This is a genomic window from Geobacillus sp. FSL W8-0026 (assembly GCF_037966255.1).
Lineage (GTDB): Bacteria > Bacillota > Bacilli > Bacillales > Anoxybacillaceae > Geobacillus > Geobacillus icigianus.
On sequence record NZ_CP150194.1, the window covers coordinates 1328112 to 1347930 of the forward strand.

The window sequence follows — 19819 nt, forward strand, 5'->3', positions numbered from 1 at the left end:
GGGCAACTACCATGAATAGTAGGACGGGAGAGGAACCCACAGTGCCTTTTTCGGAATTTCTCGAAGAGCTACGTCGAGAGTTACGTTTTCAGCAAAATGGGGGAACTAGTTATCGAAAACAAACGGCACAATTATCATTACAAGTTGCCCAGAAAGCAGGATGTATAGATCCGTTTTTTAATAGAGAAAGTGCCAAGCGGACAGTTTCTCAATTGCTTCCTGACCTCGATCTTTTTCGTATCGAAGACATTGCTAAGATGTTGAATGTCATTGCAAGGGAACTCTATATGAATGCTACCCTTTCCGATGAAGTTAGAGATTATATACACCAAAAACGTCAACATCGCAAGCCTCTCTTAAAAGAACGGCATTTTCTTGGTTTTAAATCTAAGTTGCAATAAAGAATTTACTGGCTCATCACCACAACATGTACTTGACAGACGGTACACTTCTCTGAACAAGTGTTTGCAAAAATAATTTGTTTCCCGTTCTTTCTTGGTTGCATAAGTAAGGTACGTGATGAAAAAATCAAGTACAACTTTTGGTGAAGAGCCAATTTACTTCCCAATCCCCTTTTTATGTATTTAAAACCATTATATACAATATGCGACTGAGAAGTGTAAAACACAATTTCAAATAGTTATAGGAGTACTACTTATTTTGCTGGGCAGGCAAGGGGATGTCCTAAAGGGGAGCATCCCTATTTTATCACCTGCCATGTTTTGGCCGATCTTGCCCCTTTTCCTGTCTTGTTCTGACAAAAGGTCATTATGTCATCATGGCGCCTGAGCATAAGGCGCACGATTATTGTTTGTTTACACGTGGAGGGATTTGTCATGCCATCACAACGAAAATCGATCATCCCCGACGGCTTTTTATGGGGCGGGGCGGTGACGTCGTTCCAGACGGAAGGGGCGTGGAACGAAGGCGGCAAAGGGCTGTCGATCGTCGATGCGCGCCCGATTCCGGAAGGCCATTCCGATTGGAAAGTGGCGGTTGACTTTTACCATCGCTACAAAGAAGACATCGCTTTGTTCAAGGAGCTCGGCTTTACTGCCTACCGGACGAGCATCGCTTGGACGCGCATTTTTCCGGATGGGGAAGGGGAGCCGAATGAAGCGGGCTTGGCGTTTTATGATGCCGTGTTTGATGAATTGAGGGCGAACGGCATCGAACCGGTCATTACGCTGTACCATTTTGATTTGCCGCTGGCGTTGGCGAAGAAATACAACGGCTTTGCCTCGCGGAAGGTCGTCGATTTGTTTGAGCGGTACGCGCGCACCGTGTTTGCGCGCTACCGTGGGAAAGTGAACTATTGGCTGACGTTCAACGAACAAAACTTAGTGCTCGAACAACCGCATTTATGGGGGGCGATCTGCCCGGATGATGAAGACCCGGAAGCGTTTGCCTACCGCGTCTGCCATCACGTCTTTCTCGCCCACGCCAAGGCGGTGAAGGCGCTGCGCGAGATCGCTCCGGAGGCGAAGATCGGCGGGATGGCGACGTATTTGACAACGTATCCGGCGACATGCCGGCCGGAAGACGCTTTGGCGAACGTGCAGACGAAAGAGCTGTTCATTGATTTCTTCTTTGACGTGTTCGCCCGCGGCGTTTATCCGCGCTATGTGACGAATCGGCTGGAGAAAAAGGGGATCCGCTTGCCGCTTGAGGCAGGCGATGAGGAATTGCTGCGCACGCAGACGGTCGATTTTTTGTCATTTAGCTACTATCAAAGCCAAATCGTCCGCCATCAGGAACACGATGAGCGGATCATCAAAGGGCTTGCGCCGAATCCCCACTTGCCGAAGACGAAATGGGGCTGGGCGATCGATCCGATCGGCTTGCGCCTTGCGTTAAAAGACGTGTACGCCCGCTACCAGATGCCCATTTTCATCACCGAAAACGGCATCGGGCTTGAGGAGGAGCTGAACGAAAACGGCACGGTCGACGATGACGAGCGGATCGACTATATGCGCCGCCATATTGAACAAATGAAACTGGCGATCGAAGAAGGGGTCGAGGTGATCGGCTATTTGATGTGGGGAGCGACCGACTTGTTAAGCTCGCAAGGCGAGATGCGCAAGCGCTACGGCGTCATTTTCGTCAACCGCGATGATCAAAACTTGCGCGATTTGAAACGTTATAAGAAAAAAAGCTTCTACTGGTTCCAGCGCGTCATTCGCACGAATGGGGAGGAACTGTAAAACAGGAACGAGTTTCGGAAAAGGGCGGGGAAGCCCCCGCCTTTTTACCAGTCCTTAGGGCGACCCTGGCGAATGTTCAATCGTTTAAAATGTTTGTCCCAAGTAACGACATCTTCTGGGGGATTCGCTTTTGCATGAGCGGCGATATACGCGTCAATGAAATCGACCTTTTTCTCGCCGTAATCTCGAAGCGCCTGTTGCACAACATCTTTTTCCTCTGTTTCGATCCCGATCCCGTTGGTAAACTTTAATAAGGCGGCGGAAATGTCGGACGGCGATGCTTGATAGACGGAGGCCAGCACCCAGCAACATTCTGCGACGACGAGCGGATTAAGGCGCAAAATCAATTCTCCTGCTTCTACTTTCTGCAACATGTCCTCAACTTCTTCCGCAAGCTCTTGGGGATGGCCGGTCATGATTCGAATCACGACATTTGTGTCGATCCACAGCTTGCGAGCCACTTAGTTTTCCTCCTCGTCTTTCAATTCTTTTGCTCCTATCGTACGATATACTTCATCTCGGATTTCCTCAACGGGGCGGAACGGCTGATTGGTTTTGAGAATGCCGATTAATTGTGACAAGCGATATTTCTTCGTGACTTCCACTTTTATTTCTCCATCTTGGTTGACGATAAACGTCAGATCATCGCCTTCGGTGAGGCCTAATGTTTTCCGGATTTCAGCAGGAATGACCACTTGCCCTCGGCTGGACAGCTTGCTTGTCGCTTTCATGACGACCGGCGATGGTTGATCCGAAACATTCATTTTCTCCATTGGTGCGTTTCGCTCCTTCTTTTCAATACTTACTTTTATTATATGTCTTATTTGCATGTTTGATCAATCATTGAAAATCATATTATTTTCGGTGTAGTAAGAAGTTGTGTGAGGGACAACAACAATGATAAGAATGTATGTTCATGCGTGGAAGAGGGGGGCTTCTCGGTTTGGAATGATAAAAAAGCCGGTCCCATCAAGGGACCAGCTGTTTTTACAGCTCACGGTCAAACAGCAAGACGCGCGCCGGGGCGGCGTCGGTGCCGACGAGTTTGAGCGGGGCGGCGACCATGAAATAGCGGCCTTCGGGGACTTCTTTTAGCCGCAGCCCTTCGATGACGATGACGCCGGCCGAAAACAATGTTTTATGGGTCGGATGGCCTTCTTGCGCCCGCTCGATGCCGAGCGCGTCGATGCCGACACCGCGGATTGATTTGGCGGCCAAATAGCGGGCCGCGTCTTCGGCGACGAAAATAAACTCGAAATTGAACGCATCCTCAAACGAATTTTTCGTTTTAAACAGAACGAAGTCGCCTTCCTGAATGTCGAGATGAGCGATGTCGTCTTTCGTAATCCGGTCGTTGACATGCGTCAAATCAAACAGTTTGCACGGGCCGACGAGGCGGTCAAGCGGAATCGTTTCAAATGTCGCGCCGCCTTCGACCATATGAAGGGGTGCGTCAATGTGCGTGCCGGTGTGCACGTCCATGTCAATGCGTGATTCAGTCACATAGCCGTTCGTCACCGTCGTGCGCTTCGGCTGTTTTTCCGGTTTGTTTTTGTAAACCGGCATGCCTTCGTAAATCGGGGCGGTGACATCATACATCTTCATCGTTCCTTCACTCCTTTGCTTCAACGACGGCGGGCCAGCGGTCGAAAACCAGCATGCCTGTCAGGGACTGGCGTTGTTGGGCGACGGCTGAGCCCGCTCTTTGTTTTGCCCGTGATCGTCCAGACGAACGGTGATGAAAACGGATCGCCTGACAACGTCTCGCCGAAGGGAAACGGCTGTGGATCGCCGGCCTTCTAGAAAGCCGGCGGTCACCGGTGCGTGCCGCTTCATTTCGTTGTTTCCCATTTTTGCGGCTCGGTTTGCGCGCCAGAAGGTGTGAGCGGAGGGGCGAGCGCTAGTTTGCCCCCGCCTTTTCGGAACGCGGGTGGCTGATCGGCCACCAATGGAAGCCGTCTTTTTGCAGTAGTTCATCGGCCGCTTTCGGCCCCATCGAACCGGCTTCATAGTTCGGGAAATCGGCCGCTTTTGTGTTGGCCCACACGTCAGAAATCGGGTCGATAAATTGCCATGACGCCGCCACTTCATCCCAGTGGGTGAAGTTCGTCGCATCGCCGCGCATGCAGTCGTACAGCAGCTTTTCGTACGCTTCCGGCGTGTTGATGCCGTCGATGCAGTTGTTGCAGTAATCGAGTTGAAACGGGGCGGTCGTCGTCGTTGACTCCCCGGTTTTTTTGCCGTTTAAGTGAAGGGTGATTCCTTCATCCGGCTGGATGTGAATAACGAGCAAGTTCGGGGCGATCGTTTCGTTTGTCCGGTAGTATAAGTTCATCGGTACATCTTTGAATTGGACGACGATTTTCGTTGACTTTTCCGCCATTCGCTTGCCGGTGCGGATGTAAAACGGCACCCCGGCCCAGCGGAAGTTGTCGATCAGGAGCTTCCCGGCGACAAACGTTTCCGTGTTTGAGTCCGGATCGACGTTCGGCTCTTCGCGGTACGCCGGCACGGCCTTGCCGTGGATCATCCCCCGCTCGTATTGGCCGCGCACGAAATAGCGGTCGACGTCATCGTGGGAAATCGGGCGCAAGGCGCGCAACACTTTCACTTTTTCGTGGCGGATGTCATCGGTCGTTAATTTGATCGGCGGCTCCATCGCCAAAAGCGCGACCATTTGCAGCATATGGTTTTGCACCATGTCGCGCAGCGCCCCGGAATGGTCGTAGTAGCGGCCGCGATCTTCCACGCCGAGCGTTTCGCTCGATGTAATTTGAATGTTGGCGATGAACCGGTTGTTCCAGAGCGGCTCGAAAATGGCGTTCGAGAAGCGGATGACCTCGATGTTTTGCACCATTTCTTTGCCGAGGTAATGGTCGATCCGGTAAATTTCCCGTTCGGAAAAGACGCGGCGAATCTCATCATTCAGCTTTTCGGCGCTCGCCAAGTCATGCCCGAACGGTTTTTCGATGACGAGCCGTTTAAAGCCGCGCGTTTCCGTCAATCCTTCCGACTGCAAGCGGGAAGTGACGGTGCCGAAAAATTCCGGCGCCATCGCCAAGTAAAAAATGCGGTTGCCTTCGGTCGCATATGTGTCATCGAGCTGTTCGAGGAGCGACTTTAAGCGTTGGTACGACTCGGCTTCCGTCACATCGAACGGGTGGTAATAGAAATGGGAGATGAATCGCTCGTCCGCGAGCGGTTGCTGAAACGCTGTTTCAACCGAGTCGCGCACATCGTTTCGGAACTCGTCGACCGACAACGGGCGGCGCGCGACGCCAACGACAGCGAATCGCTCGTTCAAATGCCCTTTTTCATACAGGCGGTAAAGAGACGGAAACAGCTTCCGTTTCGCCAAATCTCCCGTCGCTCCGAAAATGACGATGATCGATTTCGGGTTCATATTGTCCACCGTATGTACCTCGCTTTTGCCAAATTGACGTCTTCAATGAAACCATTGTAGAGGTTTGCCGGACAGAACGCAAATACTTTGTTGCGTTCCGAGGGCAGAGACCTTTGCCGGATAGGGCGCAAGGATTTGATTGCGTTCCGACGGCAGAGACGTTGGCCGGACGAAACGCTAAGGTTTGGTTGTGTTCCGGCGACAGAGACTTTTGCCGGATAGGGCGCAAGGATTTAATTGCGCTCCGGCGGGCGGAGACGTTGGCCGGACGAAACGCTAAGGTTTGGTTGTGTTCCGGCGACAGAGACTTTTGCCGGATAGGGCGCAAGGATTTGATTGCGTTCCGACGGCAGAGATGTTGGCCGGACGAAACGCTAAAATTTGAGCTAGGCACGCCCATTCATAAAGCCGGGCGGTGCTGAGCCGGCGGTGGTAGAGCGCAAAAGGAAGTTGAAAAGCCGTTCCGACATTGGTACGCTAACAACAGGCAACGTTGAGCGAGAACAAGGAGGGACGCCTGTTGGAACTGTTGTTTTTAGGCACCGGTGCCGGCGTGCCGGCGAAAGAGCGCAACGTCTCATCCGTCGCCTTGCAGCTGCTCGACGAACGGGGGGCGACATGGCTGTTTGATTGTGGCGAGGCGACGCAGCATCAAATTTTGCATACCGCCATTCGTCCGCGCCGCATCGAGCATATTTTGATTACGCACTTGCATGGCGACCATCTATTCGGCTTGCCGGGGCTGCTTGGCAGCCGTTCGTTCCAAAGCGGTGAGACGCCGCTCACTGTGTTTGGTCCGCGCGGTCTGCGCGCGTTTGTCGAAACGGCGCTCGCTGTCAGCGGAACGAAGCTTCGTTATGAACTGAACATTGCCGAGATCGAGGAAGGCGTTATTTTTGATGATGAAACGTTTCAAGTGATCGCCAAACGGCTCGATCACGGCATGCCGTCTTATGGCTTCCGCGTTGTCGAAAAAGACTTGCCCGGCCCGCTCTTGGTTGACCGGCTGCGAGCGCTCGGCGTCCGCCCCGGCCCGATTTATCAACAGATTAAGCAAGGAAAAACGGTCGTGCTCGAGGACGGTACCGTGCTTGACGGGCGCGAGTTTGTCGGCCCGCCGCAAAAAGGGCGAATCGTCACCGTGCTAGGCGACACCCGCTTTTGCGAAGCGGCGATTGAGCTCGCCCGCGATGCCGATGTCGTCGTCCATGAGGCGACGTTTGCCGCGGCGGAGCAGCAGCTAGCCCATGACTATTTTCATTCTACGACCATCGATGCGGCCGAGGTGGCGAGGCGGGCGCGGGCGAAACGGCTCATTTTAACCCATATCAGCTCCCGCTACCAAGGTGCGGCGGCGCAGCAGCTCGTCGCCGAGGCGCGCCGCGTATTTCCGAACACGGAGCTTGCGGCTGATTTCGCTTCGTTTTCGATCCCGCGCGGTTAAAACCGCCAGCCGCGCTCGTATTGCACCGGCGCTTCGATGCTCACTCCGAGCTCCCTCGCCGCGGCGTACGGCCAATACGGGTTGCGCAGCAGCTCGCGCCCTAAAAAGACGAGATCGGCGCGGCCGTTGCGCAGCACTTCTTCCGCCTGCCAGCCGGAGGTGATCAAGCCGACGGCGCCGGTCGGGATGTTTGCTTCGCGGCGGATCAGTTCGGCAAACGGCACTTGGTAGCCGGGATAAACGTCGATGCGCGCCGGCACGACGGCGCCGGAGCTGACATCGATGAGGTCGACGCCTTGTTCTTTCATGCGTTTGGCGTACGGAACGTAGTCGCTGGCTGTCAGCCCGTCCGGATGGTAGTCGGACGCTGAGATGCGCACAAACAGCGGGCCGTCCCACACTTCGCGGACCGCCTCGATCACTTCGCCCAAGAAACGGTAGCGGTTTTCCGGCGAACCGCCGTATTCGTCTTGGCGGCGATTGGCGAGCGGCGATAAAAATTCGTTGATCAAGTAGCCATGAGCGGCATGGATTTCGATAACGTCAAAGCCAGCTTCCTTCGCCCGCCGCGCGCCGTTTTGGAACGCTTGCACCGTCTCTTCGATGTCCGTTTTGGTCATTTCTTTCGGTGTGCGCGACGATTCTTGGAACGGAATGGCGGACGGGGCGATGATCTCTCCCGGCACTTCCGCTTTTCGGCCGGCGTGGGCAAGCTGGATGCCGATGGCGGCTCCCTGCTCTTTCACAAGCCCGACGAGTTCGCGAAGTCCGGCGATATGGTCATCGCTCCAAATGCCTAAGTCGCGTTCAGAAATGCGGCCTTGCGGCGTCACGCTGGTCGCTTCGACGATGATGAGGCCGACTTGGCCGACGGCGCGCGCCGGGTAATGGATTTTATGCCATGTGCGCACCGTGCCGTCTTTTGTCTCGCATGAATACATGCACATCGGCGACATGACGATTCGGTTTTTCAGTGTCAGCCCGCCGATCGTATACGGCGAAAACAGCATCGTGTTCATGACAAGCAGCTCCTTTCTATGCCACTGAATGGTTCATGACTGATGATAGCATGCCGCTTGTCAAAAACAAAATGAAACGGATTGATGCCCTGTTCGAATTAAGTGGAAAAGAGCGGTGCCCTGGGGCTATCGTGTTTACGCTTCGGCGATGGCGGCGAGCAGAGCGCTGCCGAGCTCCTCGGAGCGGGCCGTCGCCCGGCGGATGCAAGCGATGACCGCCTCCTGAAATCGGTACTGCTCAAGCACGCCAATGCCGGCTTCAGTCGTGCCGCCCGGGCTCGTCACTTCGCGGCGCAGGACGGACGGATGTTTGTCGGACGCTTTGAGCATTTCAGCCGCGCCGATGATCGTTTGCAAAATGAGCGGTTTCGCCACTTCAGGCTCAAGGCCGATGTCGGCCGCCGCTCTTTCCATCGCTTCGACCAAGTAGTACACATACGCCGGACCGCTTCCGGACAGGCCGGTGACCGCGTGCAAGTCGCGTTCCGGCACTACAGCGACGATGCCGACCGTTTCAAACAGTTGTTTGGCCACCTCAAGATGTTCTTTCGCGGCGAAGCGGCCGCCGGCGATCGCGGTCGCCGATAAGCCGACGGCGGCCGATGTGTTCGGCATCGCGCGCACGACAGGGATGTCGCGTCCGGCGAGCCGTTCGATCGTTTCGGTCGTGACGCCGGCCAGCAGCGAAAGGATGAGCGGGGTGGCGCCAAGGGCGGGGGTGATGGTGTGCATCGCTTCGACGACGTCTTTTGGTTTCATTGCTAAAACGATGATGTCCGCCTGTTCGGCAGCTTCACGGGCGTTTGGGGCCACCCGCACTCCGTAGCGGCGCGCCAGTTCCTCGAGACGGGCGCGGTTTTGCCGATTGGCAACGATGACGTCAGTTGGGCGGCAAAAAGCTTTCGTCATGCCGGCGATGAGCGCTTCTGCCATCGAACCGGCGCCGATCAGCGCAATCGTCTGTCCGTTGTTCATCTTTTCACTCCTCCTTCGCTTGCGGGTGTCGGGGCAAAAGAAAAAGGTTTTCCGTCCTTGCAAAAGGACGGAAAACCTTCGTTTCCGCGGTACCACCTTTTTTGGCCTAGCTTGGTCCAAACGCCAAACAGGCCCGACTCTGTCCCGATAACGCTGGGAATGCGTTTAGGTTGGCCTAACAGCTCCTAGGGTAGGTTCAACCGCAAAGAGGGCAGCAAAGCCTTCCAGCCGCGGGCTTCGCTCTCTGGTGCCGTTTGCGGTTTACTGGCCCTGTTCATCGCCAGTTTGGCCGTATCGGTGATGTTATTTGTCATTATGCCGCGGGACAAGGCTGGTTGTCAAGAGAGAAGCGTGAATTTTTTGGCCATTTTCGATGCGCGGCAGAAAAAGGAATGACAAACGTATGAAATCGTTGTAAACTGTAAAATAACAAGATTTGTGAATCATCATTCAGTCTGGTTCAATGTCTGAACGGATCGCTACCGAACTGAAGGGAAAGAAGGGAATGCGATGAACGAGGAACGAGTGCATCGGATCACGGTGCCGACGCCGTTTCCGGTCGGCGATGTGCATATGTACGTGATCGCTGGCGATCGGCTGACGTTAGTGGATGCCGGAGTGAAAACGGAAGAAGCGTGGCAGCGATTTGTCCATCGTCTCGCTGAGATCGGCTACCGACCGGAAGAGATCGAGCAAATCGTGATCACCCATCACCATCCAGACCATGTCGGGCTGCTGGATTACTTTCCGCACGCCCCGATCATCGGCCATCCGAAAGCCGACCCGTTTTTGCGCCGGGAGCGGGCGTTTATGGAGCGGTACGTCCGCTTTTTTGAAGGCTTTTTCACCGAATGCGGCGTCGATCGTCGCTTGTTTAGCCGGCTGTCCAAAGAAGGCGGATCGCTTCGCTACGCGAGCCGGCGGGCTGTTGATATCGCCGTGACCGACGGGGATGCGGTTCCCGGTTTGCCGCGGTGGCGCGTGATCGAAACGCCGGGCCATGCGCAAAGCCATATCGTTCTCTATCGCGAGGAGGATGGTTTGTTGATCGGCGGCGACCATTTGCTCGTCCATATTTCCCCGAATCCGATGATGGAGCCGCCGGCGGAAGGGGAGACGGAGCGGCCGAAGCCGTTGCTGCAATACAACGAGTCGCTTGAGAAAATGCTGAATTACGACATCGTTCGTTCGTTAAACGGCCATGGCGATGATGCGACCGACATCCGAAGCCTTGTTCGCGAGCGGTTGACGAAGCAGCGCCAGCGCGCCGAGCGAGTGCTCGACATGGTGAAGGAACGCCCGCAAACGGTGTTTGACGTGTGCCAAAAGCTGTTCCCATCGGTTTACGAACGGCAGTTGATGCTGACGATGTCGGAGACGATCGGCCAGCTTGATTATCTCGAGGCGAACGGATACGTGACGAAAAAACAGGAAGCCGGCCGTTACGTCTATGAAGCGGCGGGGGTGTCGGTATGCGGTTGAAGGGTCGTCATGTCGTCATTACTGGAGCGTCGGGAGGAATCGGCGAGCACATTGCTGATGAAGCGGCGCGCCAAGGGGCGCTTCCGGTGCTGTTGGCGCGCAGTGAAGGAAAGCTGAAAGAAATCAGCGCGCGGATTGAGGCACAGACCGGCATTCGTCCGCGCTATGCGCGGCTGGATGTCGGCGACCGGGAAATGGTTGAGGCCGTTTTTTCCCGGTTGATGGCGGAGTTGGAAACGGTTGATGTGTTGGTCAATAACGCGGGGTTTGGCGTCTTTCGCTATGTCGAGGACATCGACTTGGCGGAAATGGAGCGAATGTTTGCCGTCAACGTCTTCGGCCTCATCGCCTGCACGAAGGCGGTGTATCCGCACATGAAAGAGCGCAAGAGCGGCCATATTATCAACATCGCCTCGCAGGCGGGAAAAATCGCCACGCCCAAATCAAGCGTCTACTCTGCGACGAAACACGCGGTTCTCGGTTTTACGGACAGCCTCCGCCTCGAGGCGGCGCGCTTCGGCATTTTTGTCACCGCCGTCAACCCCGGGCCGGTGGAGACGAACTTTTTTTCCGCGGCCGATGAATCGGGAGAGTATGTGCGCAACGTCTCGCGTTGGATGTTACGGCCGGAGGCGGTGGCGAAGCGCGTCGTTGCCGCGATGATGACGCCGACGCGCGAGGTGAATATGCCGCGTTGGATGGACTTCGGCAGCCGGTTGTACCGGCTCGCTCCGGGGCTTGTCGAAACGGTAGCGAAGCGGGCGTTTTTCCAAAAGTAAACGGCTGGCCTCGTGTGGGCCAGCCGTTTCATTTCTGTGACTTTGCTTTGCCCTTTTGCCATTGGATTTTCCTCCTTTTCGTTTTGACAGTCTTGCATGCCAACGGGTAGAATAGTAAAGAAACAAACGGAAAAAGGAGCAACGATGAGCGTGAACATCACGTTTACTGATGCAGCAAAACAAACGCTTACCCCTATTGTAGCCAAATCGGGGCGGCAGTTAAAGCTCAACTATGACACCGACGGCTGCGGCTGTTTGGTCGATGGCGTGCCGGCGCTATGGCTCGTTGACAAGGCGGATGAAGACGATGTCGTCGTCGAGACGAATTTCGTGCCGGTGCTCGTGGAACGGCCGCGCCTCATCTTTTTTGATGAGGAGATGACGATTGACATCAAGCCAGGGACGACCGTTTTTCAGCTCAAAAGCCCAAGGCAAATCTTGAACGGCCATATGCCGCTTGTCGAGGTGACAGCCGGCCATGAACGGTAAGCTCGAGCAGCTCGCAAAGGTGGCGAAGCAAAAAACATGGGTGTCGTTCACCCATGAAAACGACCCGTACAGCCTGCTTCATTGGTCGGTCGCCGGTCCGTACCAAGACAAAAAGGACGTGTGGCTTTTGCAAAATGAGATGACGTTTGAAACGAGAGAGTTTGCGACGCTTGATGACGCGATCGCTTGGCTCGGCGAGCATATGCCGCACATTACCGAGGTGTTGTAAAAACCGTAACCGGGCCGGTTACGGTTTTTCTATGATCTTTCTTATTGCGGGCTGTTTTGCCGCTTTGTTGGGTGGATCGCTTTTTCCAGCTCTTCTTTGCCGATGACCGGTTTGACCGTATCGGCGGACGGTTTTCCTTTTTGAGCGCGGTTTTTCGTCATTGGTCATCTCTCCTTTTCCATGTCGTTTCGTTGTATTGTTTGACAAACAAGCGGCTGTTATGCAAGGGGGTGAGCATCGTGAAAACAGAGGCGGGGCGGAGAAAAGAGCGAGAGCAGTCGACGATGACGCTCGCTGACCGGCTTGGCGCCGACATCGAAGCGAAGCTGCTTGCGAAAAAGAGGGCGCTTGCTGAGGAACAACAGCGGCAGCGGGCGGCGGAAGAAGCGCGGCGCCGCGAGGAAGCGCGCCGGCGCGACGAGCGAAAGTCGTTTGCTGAGCTGCTTGAAGAAAGCGAGCTTGACTGGCGCAAGTTTAAATAATAAGGAGGGCACGATGGATGCTGTTTACGTTGCGGACGCGCCGTCCGCTGGAAGCCGCCCAGCTCTCGGCTATGGCCCAATCGGTCGGCTACTTGCTGTCGGCGGCCGGCCCGCTGCTGTTTGGGGCGCTGTATGATGCAGCCGGTCATTTTCTCCCACCCCTCGTTTTATTGCTAGCCGTTTGCGCGGTCATGATCGTGTTTGGCTTGGGGGCGGCAAGGGACAAGTATGTAGATGATGAGGTGGCCTGATGAACAGGGAAACAGGATGAAAAAAGAGCCCGCAAGCGGCCATGTTGGCGCTGTGGGCTCCTTTTTTCATCGGTGCATGTCATAGATCGAGCGCTTCGTTACTTGTTTTAACCATTCGTATTCGTCAGCGTCAAGCGGCGGGGCGGAAGCGGCGGCGATGTTTTCCTCAAGCTGCTCGAGCCGGCTCGCCCCCGGAATGGCGGCGGCAACGACCGAGTCATGCAGGCAAAATTGCAGCGCGGTCACGGTCAAGGAACGGCGGCCGGCCGTTTTTTCTTTCAGCTTCGGGATGAGCGCCTGCAAGTCTTCGTATGAATAATCGAGGTAGCCGTGTTCTTTCACGGCGCGGCTCGCTTGCTCGAGCCGGCGGTTGGTGAGCAAGCCTTTAGCGACCGGGCCGCGGGCGATAACGCTGATGTTATGTTCGCGCAAGAGCGGAAACCACTCTTCCGGACGGCGGTCGAGCAAGCTGTATTGCATCATAACGCTGACGATGTTCGAGCGCTTCACGTATTCGCGGATGACGTTCGGGCGGATCGAGGAGATGCCGTACCAGCGGATGACGCCTTCTCGCTTCAGCTCTTCGAACGCTTCGATCGTTTCGTCGATCGGGTCGTCGATCGTGCCGCCATGGAGCTGGTATAAATCAATGTAGTCCGTTTGCAGGCGGCGCAGGCTGTCTTTGACCGCTTGTTTGATATAGGCTTTTGACGGATCCCAATCCCAACCGCTTCCGTCCGCGCGCCAACGGTTGCCGACCTTGGTGGCGATGATCACTTGGTCGCGTTTTCCTTTCACCGCTTTGCCGACCAATTCCTCGTTTAAGCCGCGGTCGTATAAATCGGCTGTATCCAAGTAGTTGATGCCGCGCTCTAATGCTTCATGAATGAGATAGATGGCATGGTGTTCATCCGTGCCGAGCGACATGCAGCCGAGCCCAATTTCACTGACGTATAAGTCGGATGTGCCGATGCGGCGCTTTTTCACTTTGCCAGCCTCCTTTGTACATGGATGATACGTTCATTGTACAACGGAGGCGAAAAAATGGCCAACTTTGTAGTACAATGGAAAAGAGTCCACCAATCGATAGGGGAGAATGAAGAGATGGAAAAGTTGTATGAAAAAACGGTCCGCAAAGAGAAACTGTTCAGCGGCCGCATCATTGACTTGTATATCGAGGAAGTCGAGCTGCCAAACGGGAAAATGAGCCGGCGCGAGGTGATCAAACACCCGGGGGCGGTGGCGGTGCTGCCGCTGTTGCCGAACGGGAACATCGTTCTTGTCCGCCAGTACCGAAAAGCGCTCGAGCGCGCATTGGTCGAGATTCCGGCGGGCAAGCTAGAACATGGGGAAGAGCCGCTCGCTTCCGCACGCCGCGAGCTTGAAGAAGAAACCGGCTACCGGGCCCGTTCGCTGCGCCATCTCATTTCGTTTTATACGTCGCCCGGTTTTGCCGATGAGCTCATCCATTTGTACGTTGCGGAAGGGCTCGAAAAAGTCGAAGATGGCGCCGGATTGGATGAAGATGAGTTCGTCGAACTGCTGGAAGTGACATTGGAGGAGGCGCTTGCGATGCTTGAACGACGCGACATTTACGATGCGAAAACGGCGTACGCCTTGCAATATTTGCAGCTGCGCCGCGCGCTAGGGGAGCAAAATGGCGAATAACAAAAACGAGGGCGGCCTCGGCCGTTATTACGCCGATTTACATATCCACATCGGCCGCACCGCCTCCGGCCGCCCGGTGAAAATTACGGGGGCGCGGACGTTGACGTTGGCCAACATCTTGCGTGAGGCGGCTGAGGTGAAAGGGATCGACATCATCGGCGTCATTGACAGCCATGTGCCCGACGTGCTGGGCGAGCTGGAGCAGGCGATGGAGAAGCACGGGTGGCGCGAACATGAGGAAGGCGGCGTCAGCGCCGGAAAGGTGACGCTTTTGTTGGGCAGCGAAATCGAAGTATATGACGGACATTGCCATGGACCGATCCACGTCCTCGTTTTTTTGCCGACCGTTCAGGCGATGCGCGCGTTTTCCCGCTGGCTTGGCCAACGGGTGAAGAACATATCGCTCAGTTCGCAGCGCATTTACGCCTCCGGCCGCGAGCTGCAAGCTGCCGCGAAAGAGCACGGCGGCTGGTTCATTCCTGCGCACGCGTTCACCCCGTTTAAAAGCTTGTACGGAAAAGGGGTCCAACACAGCTTGACAGAAGTGTTTGACCCGGATCGGATCGATGCCATTGAGCTTGGGTTAAGCGCCGATACGGCGATGGCGGACCAAATCGCCGAATTGCACCGTTATCCGTATTTGACGAACTCTGATGCCCATTCGTTGCGAAAAATCGCCCGCGAATATGAGCAAGTGCGGCTTGCCGCCCCGACGTTTGCGGAGTTGGAAAAAGCGCTCCGCGGTGAAGACGGGCGTACGATCATCGCCAATTACGGCTTGAATCCAAAGCTTGGCAAATATCACCGAACGGTGTGCGAACGCTGCCTTGCGCCGGTCTCGCCTGAGGCTGAGCGCTGTCCGGCGTGCGGCCACCACCGCTTTGTTAAGGGGGTATTCGACCGGCTGGCGGAGTTGAAAACGGCGGAGCACGGACCGAAGCGGCCGCCGTATATTTATCAAGTGCCGCTTGAATTTATCCCCGGTCTTGGCCCGAAGGCGTATGAAAAGCTGCTCGCCCGCTTTGGCACCGAAATGAGCGTGCTGCATGAGGCGGCGGAAGAAGCGCTGGCCGAGACGGTCGGGGAAAAGCTCGCTCGGCTGATCGTGCTCGCCCGCAGCGGGGCGCTCGCCATCGAAGCCGGTGGCGGCGGAAAATATGGAAAAGTGCAGGAGAGCTGAGCGCGAAGAAAGCGTTGGCGGCGAAAGGTAGGCAAACATGCGGCCGTTTGCCGAGCGCAGGCGGAACGATGGGGATGGAAAGCGGGATGTCCGGCGCGGCGGCGGTCCCGCTTTTTCGAAAAACAGTCATATCCAAGGCGGATGGACATACAATCTACTAAGAGACAAAGTAGGAGGACGAAGCACGATGAGAACCCATCCGCTGAAATCGGCTGCCGCTGTTCATTTGCGCGAACACGCTTCGCTGTACGTATTTGTGATCGTCCTATTTTTAATGGGCGTCATTTTTGGCGCCATTGTCGTCAACAGCCTCAGTTTCAGCCAAAAACAAGACTTGTACTATTATTTGACGCAATTTTTTGGACAAGTATCGAAAGACAATTTGGCGAGCGCTCACGACATGTTCCGCCAAAGCTATATGCATAACGTCAAATACATCGCCTTGATGTGGGTGCTCGGCATTTCCGTCATTGGCTTGCCTATTATTTTCGTCCTGCTGTTTTTAAAAGGAGTCGTCGTTGGCTTTACCGTCGGGTTTTTAGTGAGCCAAATGAGCTGGAAAGGCTTTTTGTTGTCGTTTGTTTCCATCATGCCGCAAAATGTTGTCGTCATTCCGCTGATGATCGTCATGGGGGTAGTTTCGATCTCCTTTTCTTTGCAAATGGTGCGTCATCAGTTTATGAAACGTCCGCATGGACCGGTCTTTCCGCTTGTGATGCGCTACGCGGCGGCGATGGCGCTGACCGCTGTCGGGCTGCTCGTTTCTTCGGCGATCGAGGCGTATGTTTCGCCTTCGCTGATGAAGCAGACGGTCAAATGGGTGGTAAATATAATATTAATTATTATATAATAATCGTTATTATTCTCTTGTAATAGTGATTTTACTTTGCCCCTTTCCTCGCATCTCTGCTATAATGGAGGGTGAATGGCGAGGGAGGAATGAAATGATGGAAGAACGCGTGGAACGAATTAAAAAGCAGCTGCATTCGGCTGGCTATAAGCTGACACCGCAGCGGGAAGCGACGGTAAGAGTCCTGCTCGAACATGAAGAAGACCATTTAAGCGCTGAAGACGTCTACCTCCTCGTAAAAGAAAAATCCCCGGAAATCGGACTGGCGACGGTTTATCGGACACTGGAGCTGTTGAACGAGCTGAGAATTGTCGACAAAATCAACTTCGGGGATGGGGTATCGCGCTACGACCTCCGCAAAGAAGGAGCGGCCCATTTCCATCACCATCTCATTTGCCTTGAGTGCGGGTCGGTGGCGGAAATTCAGGAAGATTTGCTTGAGGACGTCGAAGCCATCGTCGAGAGGGAGTGGAAGTTCAAAATTAAAGATCACCGCTTGACGTTTCATGGCATTTGCCACCGCTGCCAACAAAAACATCAGGAAGAAGAAAAATAAAAAACCTTTTCCGATGGGAAAGGTTTTTTGCGTATAAATAAGGAAGTCAATGGCATATCCTCATACTAGCAAATGGCCAAGCTGCCAGTAAGGAGGATGCCATGAAAACCGTTTGGCAAATGGTGAAAGTGTTTCTTTTGTTTACGGGATGCACCATTTTATTTTATTATAGTCTTGTATGGTTTCACCGTGAATATGAATACTATCACCGGTACGATGAGCCCGAGGGGGCGGCGGTCAAGGTGTCGGCGGTCGAACAGGCGCCCCCGACTTGGCTTGACCGGCTGTTATTTTTTTACCGCGATGGGGAGTAGAGAGCGTTGGAACACGAACTGAGCGATTTTTTGCACTATTTGATGGTGGAGCGGAATTTGGCGCACAATACGATCGTTTCATACGAGAGGGATTTGAAAAAATACGCGCGTTATTTGCGGCAGGTGGAGCAGCTTCAGGCGTGGGGCGAAGTCGAGCGCCTTCATATTCTCCATTTTTTAAAGTTTTTAAGCGAACAAGGGCAATCGGCAAGGACGATCGCCCGCCATCTGGCGTCGATCCGTTCGTTCCATCAGTTTTTGCTAAGGGAGAAAATCGCGGCGCAAGACCCGACCGTCCATATTGAAACGCCGCAGTTTGAACGGACGCTGCCGAAAGTGCTGTCGGTCGAGGAAGTGGAAGCCCTGCTGGCCGCGCCGCAAACCGATACGCCGTTTGGGCTGCGCGACAAGGCGATGCTCGAGCTGTTGTATGCGACCGGCATGCGCGTCAGCGAGTTGGTGCAGCTCAACCTCGGCGACGTCCATTTGACGATGGGGTTTGTCCGCTGTTATGGAAAAGGGCGGAAAGAGCGGATCGTTCCGATCGGGCGCATGGCGATTGAAGCGCTTACCCACTATTTGGAGCGAGGGCGCCCGCAGTTGGTCAATCCGCGCCGACGGGCAACGGAGGCGCTGTTTTTGAATCATTACGGTCAACGCTTGACACGGCAAGGGTTTTGGAAAATTTTAAAGCGCCTCGCGAAAGAAGCCGGCATTGAAAAAGAATTGACGCCGCATACGCTTCGCCATTCGTTTGCGACGCATCTGCTTGAAAACGGGGCCGATTTGCGCGCTGTCCAAGAGCTGCTCGGCCATGCTGATATTTCGACAACGCAAATGTATACGCACGTGACGAAAACGCGTTTGAAAGACGTATACAAGCAGTATCACCCGCGCGCCTAGAAGGTTGGGAAAGACGGCTGATTCCCTTCATCGATGAAAGAATAAGCGAATGGAAGGATCGGTGCACGAAGGTTTTTCGAGTTGAGAATTGACATGGCAAATTCGTATTCAAGATTTGATCATCGGCTCCCTAGGAGACTGTTGATTCAATCGTTCATACCGCTTCCTGCCATCGTTTCTCAGATAGAAAAACTTTGCAACACTGCACACTTTTCCTCATCGACCAAAGGGAAACACTGTTTTTCACCGCTCTTCTAGGCCGTGATCAAATCTGTTGGAGCTTGATGGTTGTCCTTGTTGTCAGACTTCTGACCAATAGTAAGGCTGACTTGTTTTTGGGATGTGGTGGGTACAATAGAACAAAGAGAATCACCATTTTCGACTGGAGACGGGAGGAATGAGTATGATTACAATGTACCGGCGCGTCTTTTTGATTGTCATGGATTCGGTCGGCATCGGCGAGGCGCCGGATGCCGAAAAATACAACGACAAAGGGGCGGACACGCTCGGCCATATCGCCGAGCATCGCGGCGGTCTTCATTTGCCCAATATGGCGAAGCTCGGCTTAAGCCATATTCGTGAGATCAAAGGGGTGCCGAAAGTCGATCAGCCGCTGGCCTACTATACGAAAATGAAAGAAGCGTCGGCCGGCAAAGATACGATGACCGGCCATTGGGAGCTGATGGGGCTTCGCATCGACAAGCCGTTTCGCGTGTTTCCGAACGGATTTCCGGATGAATTGATCGCCGAGCTTGAGCGGCGCACCGGTCGGAAAGTGATCGGCAACAAGCCGGCGAGCGGAACAGCGATCATCGAAGAACTCGGTGAGGAGCATATGAAAACTGGGGCCATCATCGTCTATACGTCCGCCGACTCCGTTTTGCAAATCGCCGCCCACGAACAAGTCGTGCCGCTTGAAGAATTGTACCGCGTTTGTGAAATCGCGCGCGAGCTGACACGCGATGAGCCGTACATGGTCGGGCGCGTCATCGCCCGGCCGTTCATCGGTGTACCCGGCCGTTTTGAGCGAACGGCCAATCGACACGACTATGCGCTCAAACCGTTCGGCCGCACGGTGATGAATGAGCTGAAAGACGCGGGGTATGATGTCATTGCCATTGGGAAGATCGCCGATATTTACGACAATGAAGGAGTGACGCAGTCGTTGCGGACCGCGTCGAATATGGACGGCATGGATAAGCTTGTGGACACGCTCGGCAGCGATTTTACCGGGTTGAGTTTCGTCAATCTCGTCGATTTTGACGCCAAGTACGGCCATCGCCGCGATCCACAAGGATACGGCGATGCGCTCGAAGAGTTCGACGCCCGGCTTAACGATGTGCTGCCGCGTTTGAAAGAAGACGACTTGCTGATCATCACGGCCGATCATGGCAACGACCCGGTGCATCACGGAACGGACCATACGCGCGAATACGTGCCGCTGTTGGTGTACAGCCCGCGCTTTCAAGGCGGAAAGCCGCTCCCGATCCGCGAGACGTTCGCCGATGTCGGGGCGACGATCGCCGCTAACTTCCACGTCGCTATGCCGCCTTATGGAACAAGCTTTTTGTCGGAACTTTCGCCAGCGTAG

At 54.7% G+C, this 19819-nt stretch carries 23 protein-coding genes; 16 read left to right on the plus strand and 7 right to left on the minus strand.

Going from position 1 to position 19819, the window contains the following annotated elements; translation table 11 throughout:
* Positions 1–11 precede the first annotated feature (11 nt).
* Both NST29_RS06680 and NST29_RS06685 read left to right on the plus strand, forming a co-directional pair.
* Complete coding sequence (locus tag NST29_RS06680) at positions 12–401, plus strand: hypothetical protein (protein ID WP_033023559.1); 390 nt, start codon at positions 12–14, stop codon at positions 399–401.
* A 435-nt stretch (positions 402–836) separates the two neighbouring features.
* On the plus strand, positions 837–2204 hold the full coding sequence (locus tag NST29_RS06685; protein WP_033023558.1) for a glycoside hydrolase family 1 protein: 1368 nt from the start codon (positions 837–839) through the stop codon (positions 2202–2204).
* 44 nt (positions 2205–2248) lie between these two features.
* Here NST29_RS06685 and NST29_RS06690 read toward each other — a convergent pair whose 3' ends face one another.
* From NST29_RS06690 to zwf, 4 genes are all read right to left on the minus strand, one after another.
* Positions 2249–2665 (minus strand): PIN domain-containing protein, encoded by a 417-nt coding sequence (locus NST29_RS06690; protein WP_033023556.1) that lies wholly within the window; start codon positions 2663–2665, stop codon positions 2249–2251.
* On the minus strand, positions 2666–2977 hold the full coding sequence (locus NST29_RS06695; protein WP_051985136.1) for an AbrB/MazE/SpoVT family DNA-binding domain-containing protein: 312 nt from the start codon (positions 2975–2977) through the stop codon (positions 2666–2668). It abuts the gene before it with no gap.
* Between the two features lie 214 nt (positions 2978–3191).
* Positions 3192–3809: a cyclase family protein gene (locus tag NST29_RS06700; RefSeq protein WP_033023555.1), complete on the minus strand. Its 618-nt coding sequence runs from the start codon at positions 3807–3809 to the stop codon at positions 3192–3194.
* A gap of 295 nt (positions 3810–4104) precedes the next feature.
* Positions 4105–5616, minus strand: a complete 1512-nt coding sequence (gene zwf, locus NST29_RS06705; protein WP_033023554.1) for a glucose-6-phosphate dehydrogenase — start codon at positions 5614–5616, stop codon at positions 4105–4107.
* Between the two features lie 511 nt (positions 5617–6127).
* Here zwf and rnz point away from each other — a divergent pair.
* On the plus strand, positions 6128–7051 hold the full coding sequence (gene rnz, locus NST29_RS06710) for a ribonuclease Z (protein ID WP_033023553.1): 924 nt from the start codon (positions 6128–6130) through the stop codon (positions 7049–7051).
* Here rnz and namA read toward each other — a convergent pair.
* Both namA and proI read right to left on the minus strand, forming a co-directional pair.
* Positions 7048–8070, minus strand: coding sequence for an NADPH dehydrogenase NamA (namA, locus tag NST29_RS06715; RefSeq protein ID WP_033023552.1), 1023 nt, complete (start codon positions 8068–8070; stop codon positions 7048–7050). The two genes, rnz and namA, sit on opposite strands and share 4 nt — an antisense overlap.
* Before the next feature lie 135 nt (positions 8071–8205).
* Entirely contained in the window at positions 8206–9045 is an 840-nt protein-coding gene (gene proI, locus NST29_RS06720; RefSeq protein WP_033023551.1) for a pyrroline-5-carboxylate reductase ProI, read from the minus strand.
* A 510-nt stretch (positions 9046–9555) separates the two neighbouring features.
* Here proI and NST29_RS06725 point away from each other — a divergent pair.
* The 6 genes from NST29_RS06725 to NST29_RS06750 all read left to right on the plus strand — a co-directional run bounded on the left by NST29_RS06725 (position 9556) and on the right by NST29_RS06750 (position 12757).
* On the plus strand, positions 9556–10527 hold the full coding sequence (locus NST29_RS06725) for an MBL fold metallo-hydrolase (RefSeq protein ID WP_033023549.1): 972 nt from the start codon (positions 9556–9558) through the stop codon (positions 10525–10527).
* Positions 10518–11306, plus strand: a complete 789-nt coding sequence (locus NST29_RS06730; protein ID WP_033023548.1) for an SDR family oxidoreductase — start codon at positions 10518–10520, stop codon at positions 11304–11306. The genes NST29_RS06725 and NST29_RS06730 overlap by 10 nt, the downstream gene beginning before the upstream one ends.
* A 144-nt stretch (positions 11307–11450) precedes the next feature.
* Positions 11451–11795 carry an iron-sulfur cluster biosynthesis family protein gene (locus NST29_RS06735; RefSeq protein ID WP_033023547.1) on the plus strand — a complete coding sequence of 115 codons (345 nt, stop codon included), beginning with the start codon at positions 11451–11453 and terminating at the stop codon, positions 11793–11795.
* Entirely contained in the window at positions 11785–12024 is a 240-nt protein-coding gene (locus NST29_RS06740) for a YqkC family protein (RefSeq protein WP_033023546.1), read from the plus strand. Before NST29_RS06735 ends, NST29_RS06740 begins: the two co-directional genes overlap by 11 nt.
* Positions 12025–12263: 239 nt before the next feature.
* Entirely contained in the window at positions 12264–12506 is a 243-nt protein-coding gene (locus NST29_RS06745; RefSeq protein ID WP_235207663.1) for a YqkE family protein, read from the plus strand.
* Between the two features lie 17 nt (positions 12507–12523).
* Complete coding sequence (locus NST29_RS06750; RefSeq protein ID WP_033023544.1) at positions 12524–12757, plus strand: hypothetical protein; 234 nt, start codon at positions 12524–12526, stop codon at positions 12755–12757.
* A gap of 66 nt (positions 12758–12823) precedes the next feature.
* On the opposite strand, the gene NST29_RS06755 is transcribed toward NST29_RS06750, so the two are convergent.
* Complete coding sequence (locus NST29_RS06755; RefSeq protein ID WP_033023543.1) at positions 12824–13744, minus strand: aldo/keto reductase; 921 nt, start codon at positions 13742–13744, stop codon at positions 12824–12826.
* Between the two features lie 117 nt (positions 13745–13861).
* Here NST29_RS06755 and NST29_RS06760 point away from each other — a divergent pair, with 117 nt between their 5' ends.
* The 7 genes from NST29_RS06760 to deoB all read left to right on the plus strand — a co-directional run bounded on the left by NST29_RS06760 (position 13862) and on the right by deoB (position 19819).
* Positions 13862–14425: an NUDIX hydrolase gene (locus tag NST29_RS06760; protein WP_033023542.1), complete on the plus strand. Its 564-nt coding sequence runs from the start codon at positions 13862–13864 to the stop codon at positions 14423–14425.
* Positions 14415–15605, plus strand: a complete 1191-nt coding sequence (locus NST29_RS06765; protein WP_033023541.1) for an endonuclease Q family protein — start codon at positions 14415–14417, stop codon at positions 15603–15605. The genes NST29_RS06760 and NST29_RS06765 overlap by 11 nt, the downstream gene beginning before the upstream one ends.
* 187 nt (positions 15606–15792) lie before the next feature.
* Entirely contained in the window at positions 15793–16455 is a 663-nt protein-coding gene (gene spoIIM, locus NST29_RS06770; protein WP_033023611.1) for a stage II sporulation protein M, read from the plus strand.
* 97 nt (positions 16456–16552) lie between these two features.
* Complete coding sequence (locus NST29_RS06775; protein WP_033023540.1) at positions 16553–17011, plus strand: Fur family transcriptional regulator; 459 nt, start codon at positions 16553–16555, stop codon at positions 17009–17011.
* Positions 17012–17112: 101 nt separating this feature from the next.
* Positions 17113–17325 carry a YqzK family protein gene (locus NST29_RS06780; protein WP_033023538.1) on the plus strand — a complete coding sequence of 71 codons (213 nt, stop codon included), beginning with the start codon at positions 17113–17115 and terminating at the stop codon, positions 17323–17325.
* Between the two features lie 6 nt (positions 17326–17331).
* Positions 17332–18228 carry a site-specific tyrosine recombinase XerD gene (xerD, locus tag NST29_RS06785; RefSeq protein WP_033023535.1) on the plus strand — a complete coding sequence of 299 codons (897 nt, stop codon included), beginning with the start codon at positions 17332–17334 and terminating at the stop codon, positions 18226–18228.
* Between the two features lie 403 nt (positions 18229–18631).
* A complete protein-coding gene (gene deoB, locus NST29_RS06790) occupies positions 18632–19819 on the plus strand; it encodes a phosphopentomutase (protein ID WP_339232984.1) in 1188 nt (395 codons plus the stop codon).

Coding starts and splice junctions, on each gene's coding strand:
- NST29_RS06680 (WP_033023559.1), top strand. CDS start 12: ATGAATAGTAGGACGGGAGAGGAACCCACAGTGCCTTTTTCGGAATTT.
- NST29_RS06685 (WP_033023558.1), top strand. CDS start 837: ATGCCATCACAACGAAAATCGATCATCCCCGACGGCTTTTTATGGGGC.
- NST29_RS06695 (WP_051985136.1), bottom strand. CDS start 2,977: ATGGAGAAAATGAATGTTTCGGATCAACCATCGCCGGTCGTCATGAAA.
- NST29_RS06700 (WP_033023555.1), bottom strand. CDS start 3,809: ATGAAGATGTATGATGTCACCGCCCCGATTTACGAAGGCATGCCGGTT.
- namA (WP_033023552.1), bottom strand. CDS start 8,070: ATGAACACGATGCTGTTTTCGCCGTATACGATCGGCGGGCTGACACTG.
- proI (WP_033023551.1), bottom strand. CDS start 9,045: ATGAACAACGGACAGACGATTGCGCTGATCGGCGCCGGTTCGATGGCA.
- NST29_RS06725 (WP_033023549.1), top strand. CDS start 9,556: ATGAACGAGGAACGAGTGCATCGGATCACGGTGCCGACGCCGTTTCCG.
- NST29_RS06730 (WP_033023548.1), top strand. CDS start 10,518: ATGCGGTTGAAGGGTCGTCATGTCGTCATTACTGGAGCGTCGGGAGGA.
- NST29_RS06735 (WP_033023547.1), top strand. CDS start 11,451: ATGAGCGTGAACATCACGTTTACTGATGCAGCAAAACAAACGCTTACC.
- NST29_RS06740 (WP_033023546.1), top strand. CDS start 11,785: ATGAACGGTAAGCTCGAGCAGCTCGCAAAGGTGGCGAAGCAAAAAACA.
- NST29_RS06750 (WP_033023544.1), top strand. CDS start 12,524: ATGCTGTTTACGTTGCGGACGCGCCGTCCGCTGGAAGCCGCCCAGCTC.
- NST29_RS06760 (WP_033023542.1), top strand. CDS start 13,862: ATGGAAAAGTTGTATGAAAAAACGGTCCGCAAAGAGAAACTGTTCAGC.
- NST29_RS06765 (WP_033023541.1), top strand. CDS start 14,415: ATGGCGAATAACAAAAACGAGGGCGGCCTCGGCCGTTATTACGCCGAT.
- spoIIM (WP_033023611.1), top strand. CDS start 15,793: ATGAGAACCCATCCGCTGAAATCGGCTGCCGCTGTTCATTTGCGCGAA.
- NST29_RS06775 (WP_033023540.1), top strand. CDS start 16,553: ATGGAAGAACGCGTGGAACGAATTAAAAAGCAGCTGCATTCGGCTGGC.
- NST29_RS06780 (WP_033023538.1), top strand. CDS start 17,113: ATGAAAACCGTTTGGCAAATGGTGAAAGTGTTTCTTTTGTTTACGGGA.
- deoB (WP_339232984.1), top strand. CDS start 18,632: ATGATTACAATGTACCGGCGCGTCTTTTTGATTGTCATGGATTCGGTC.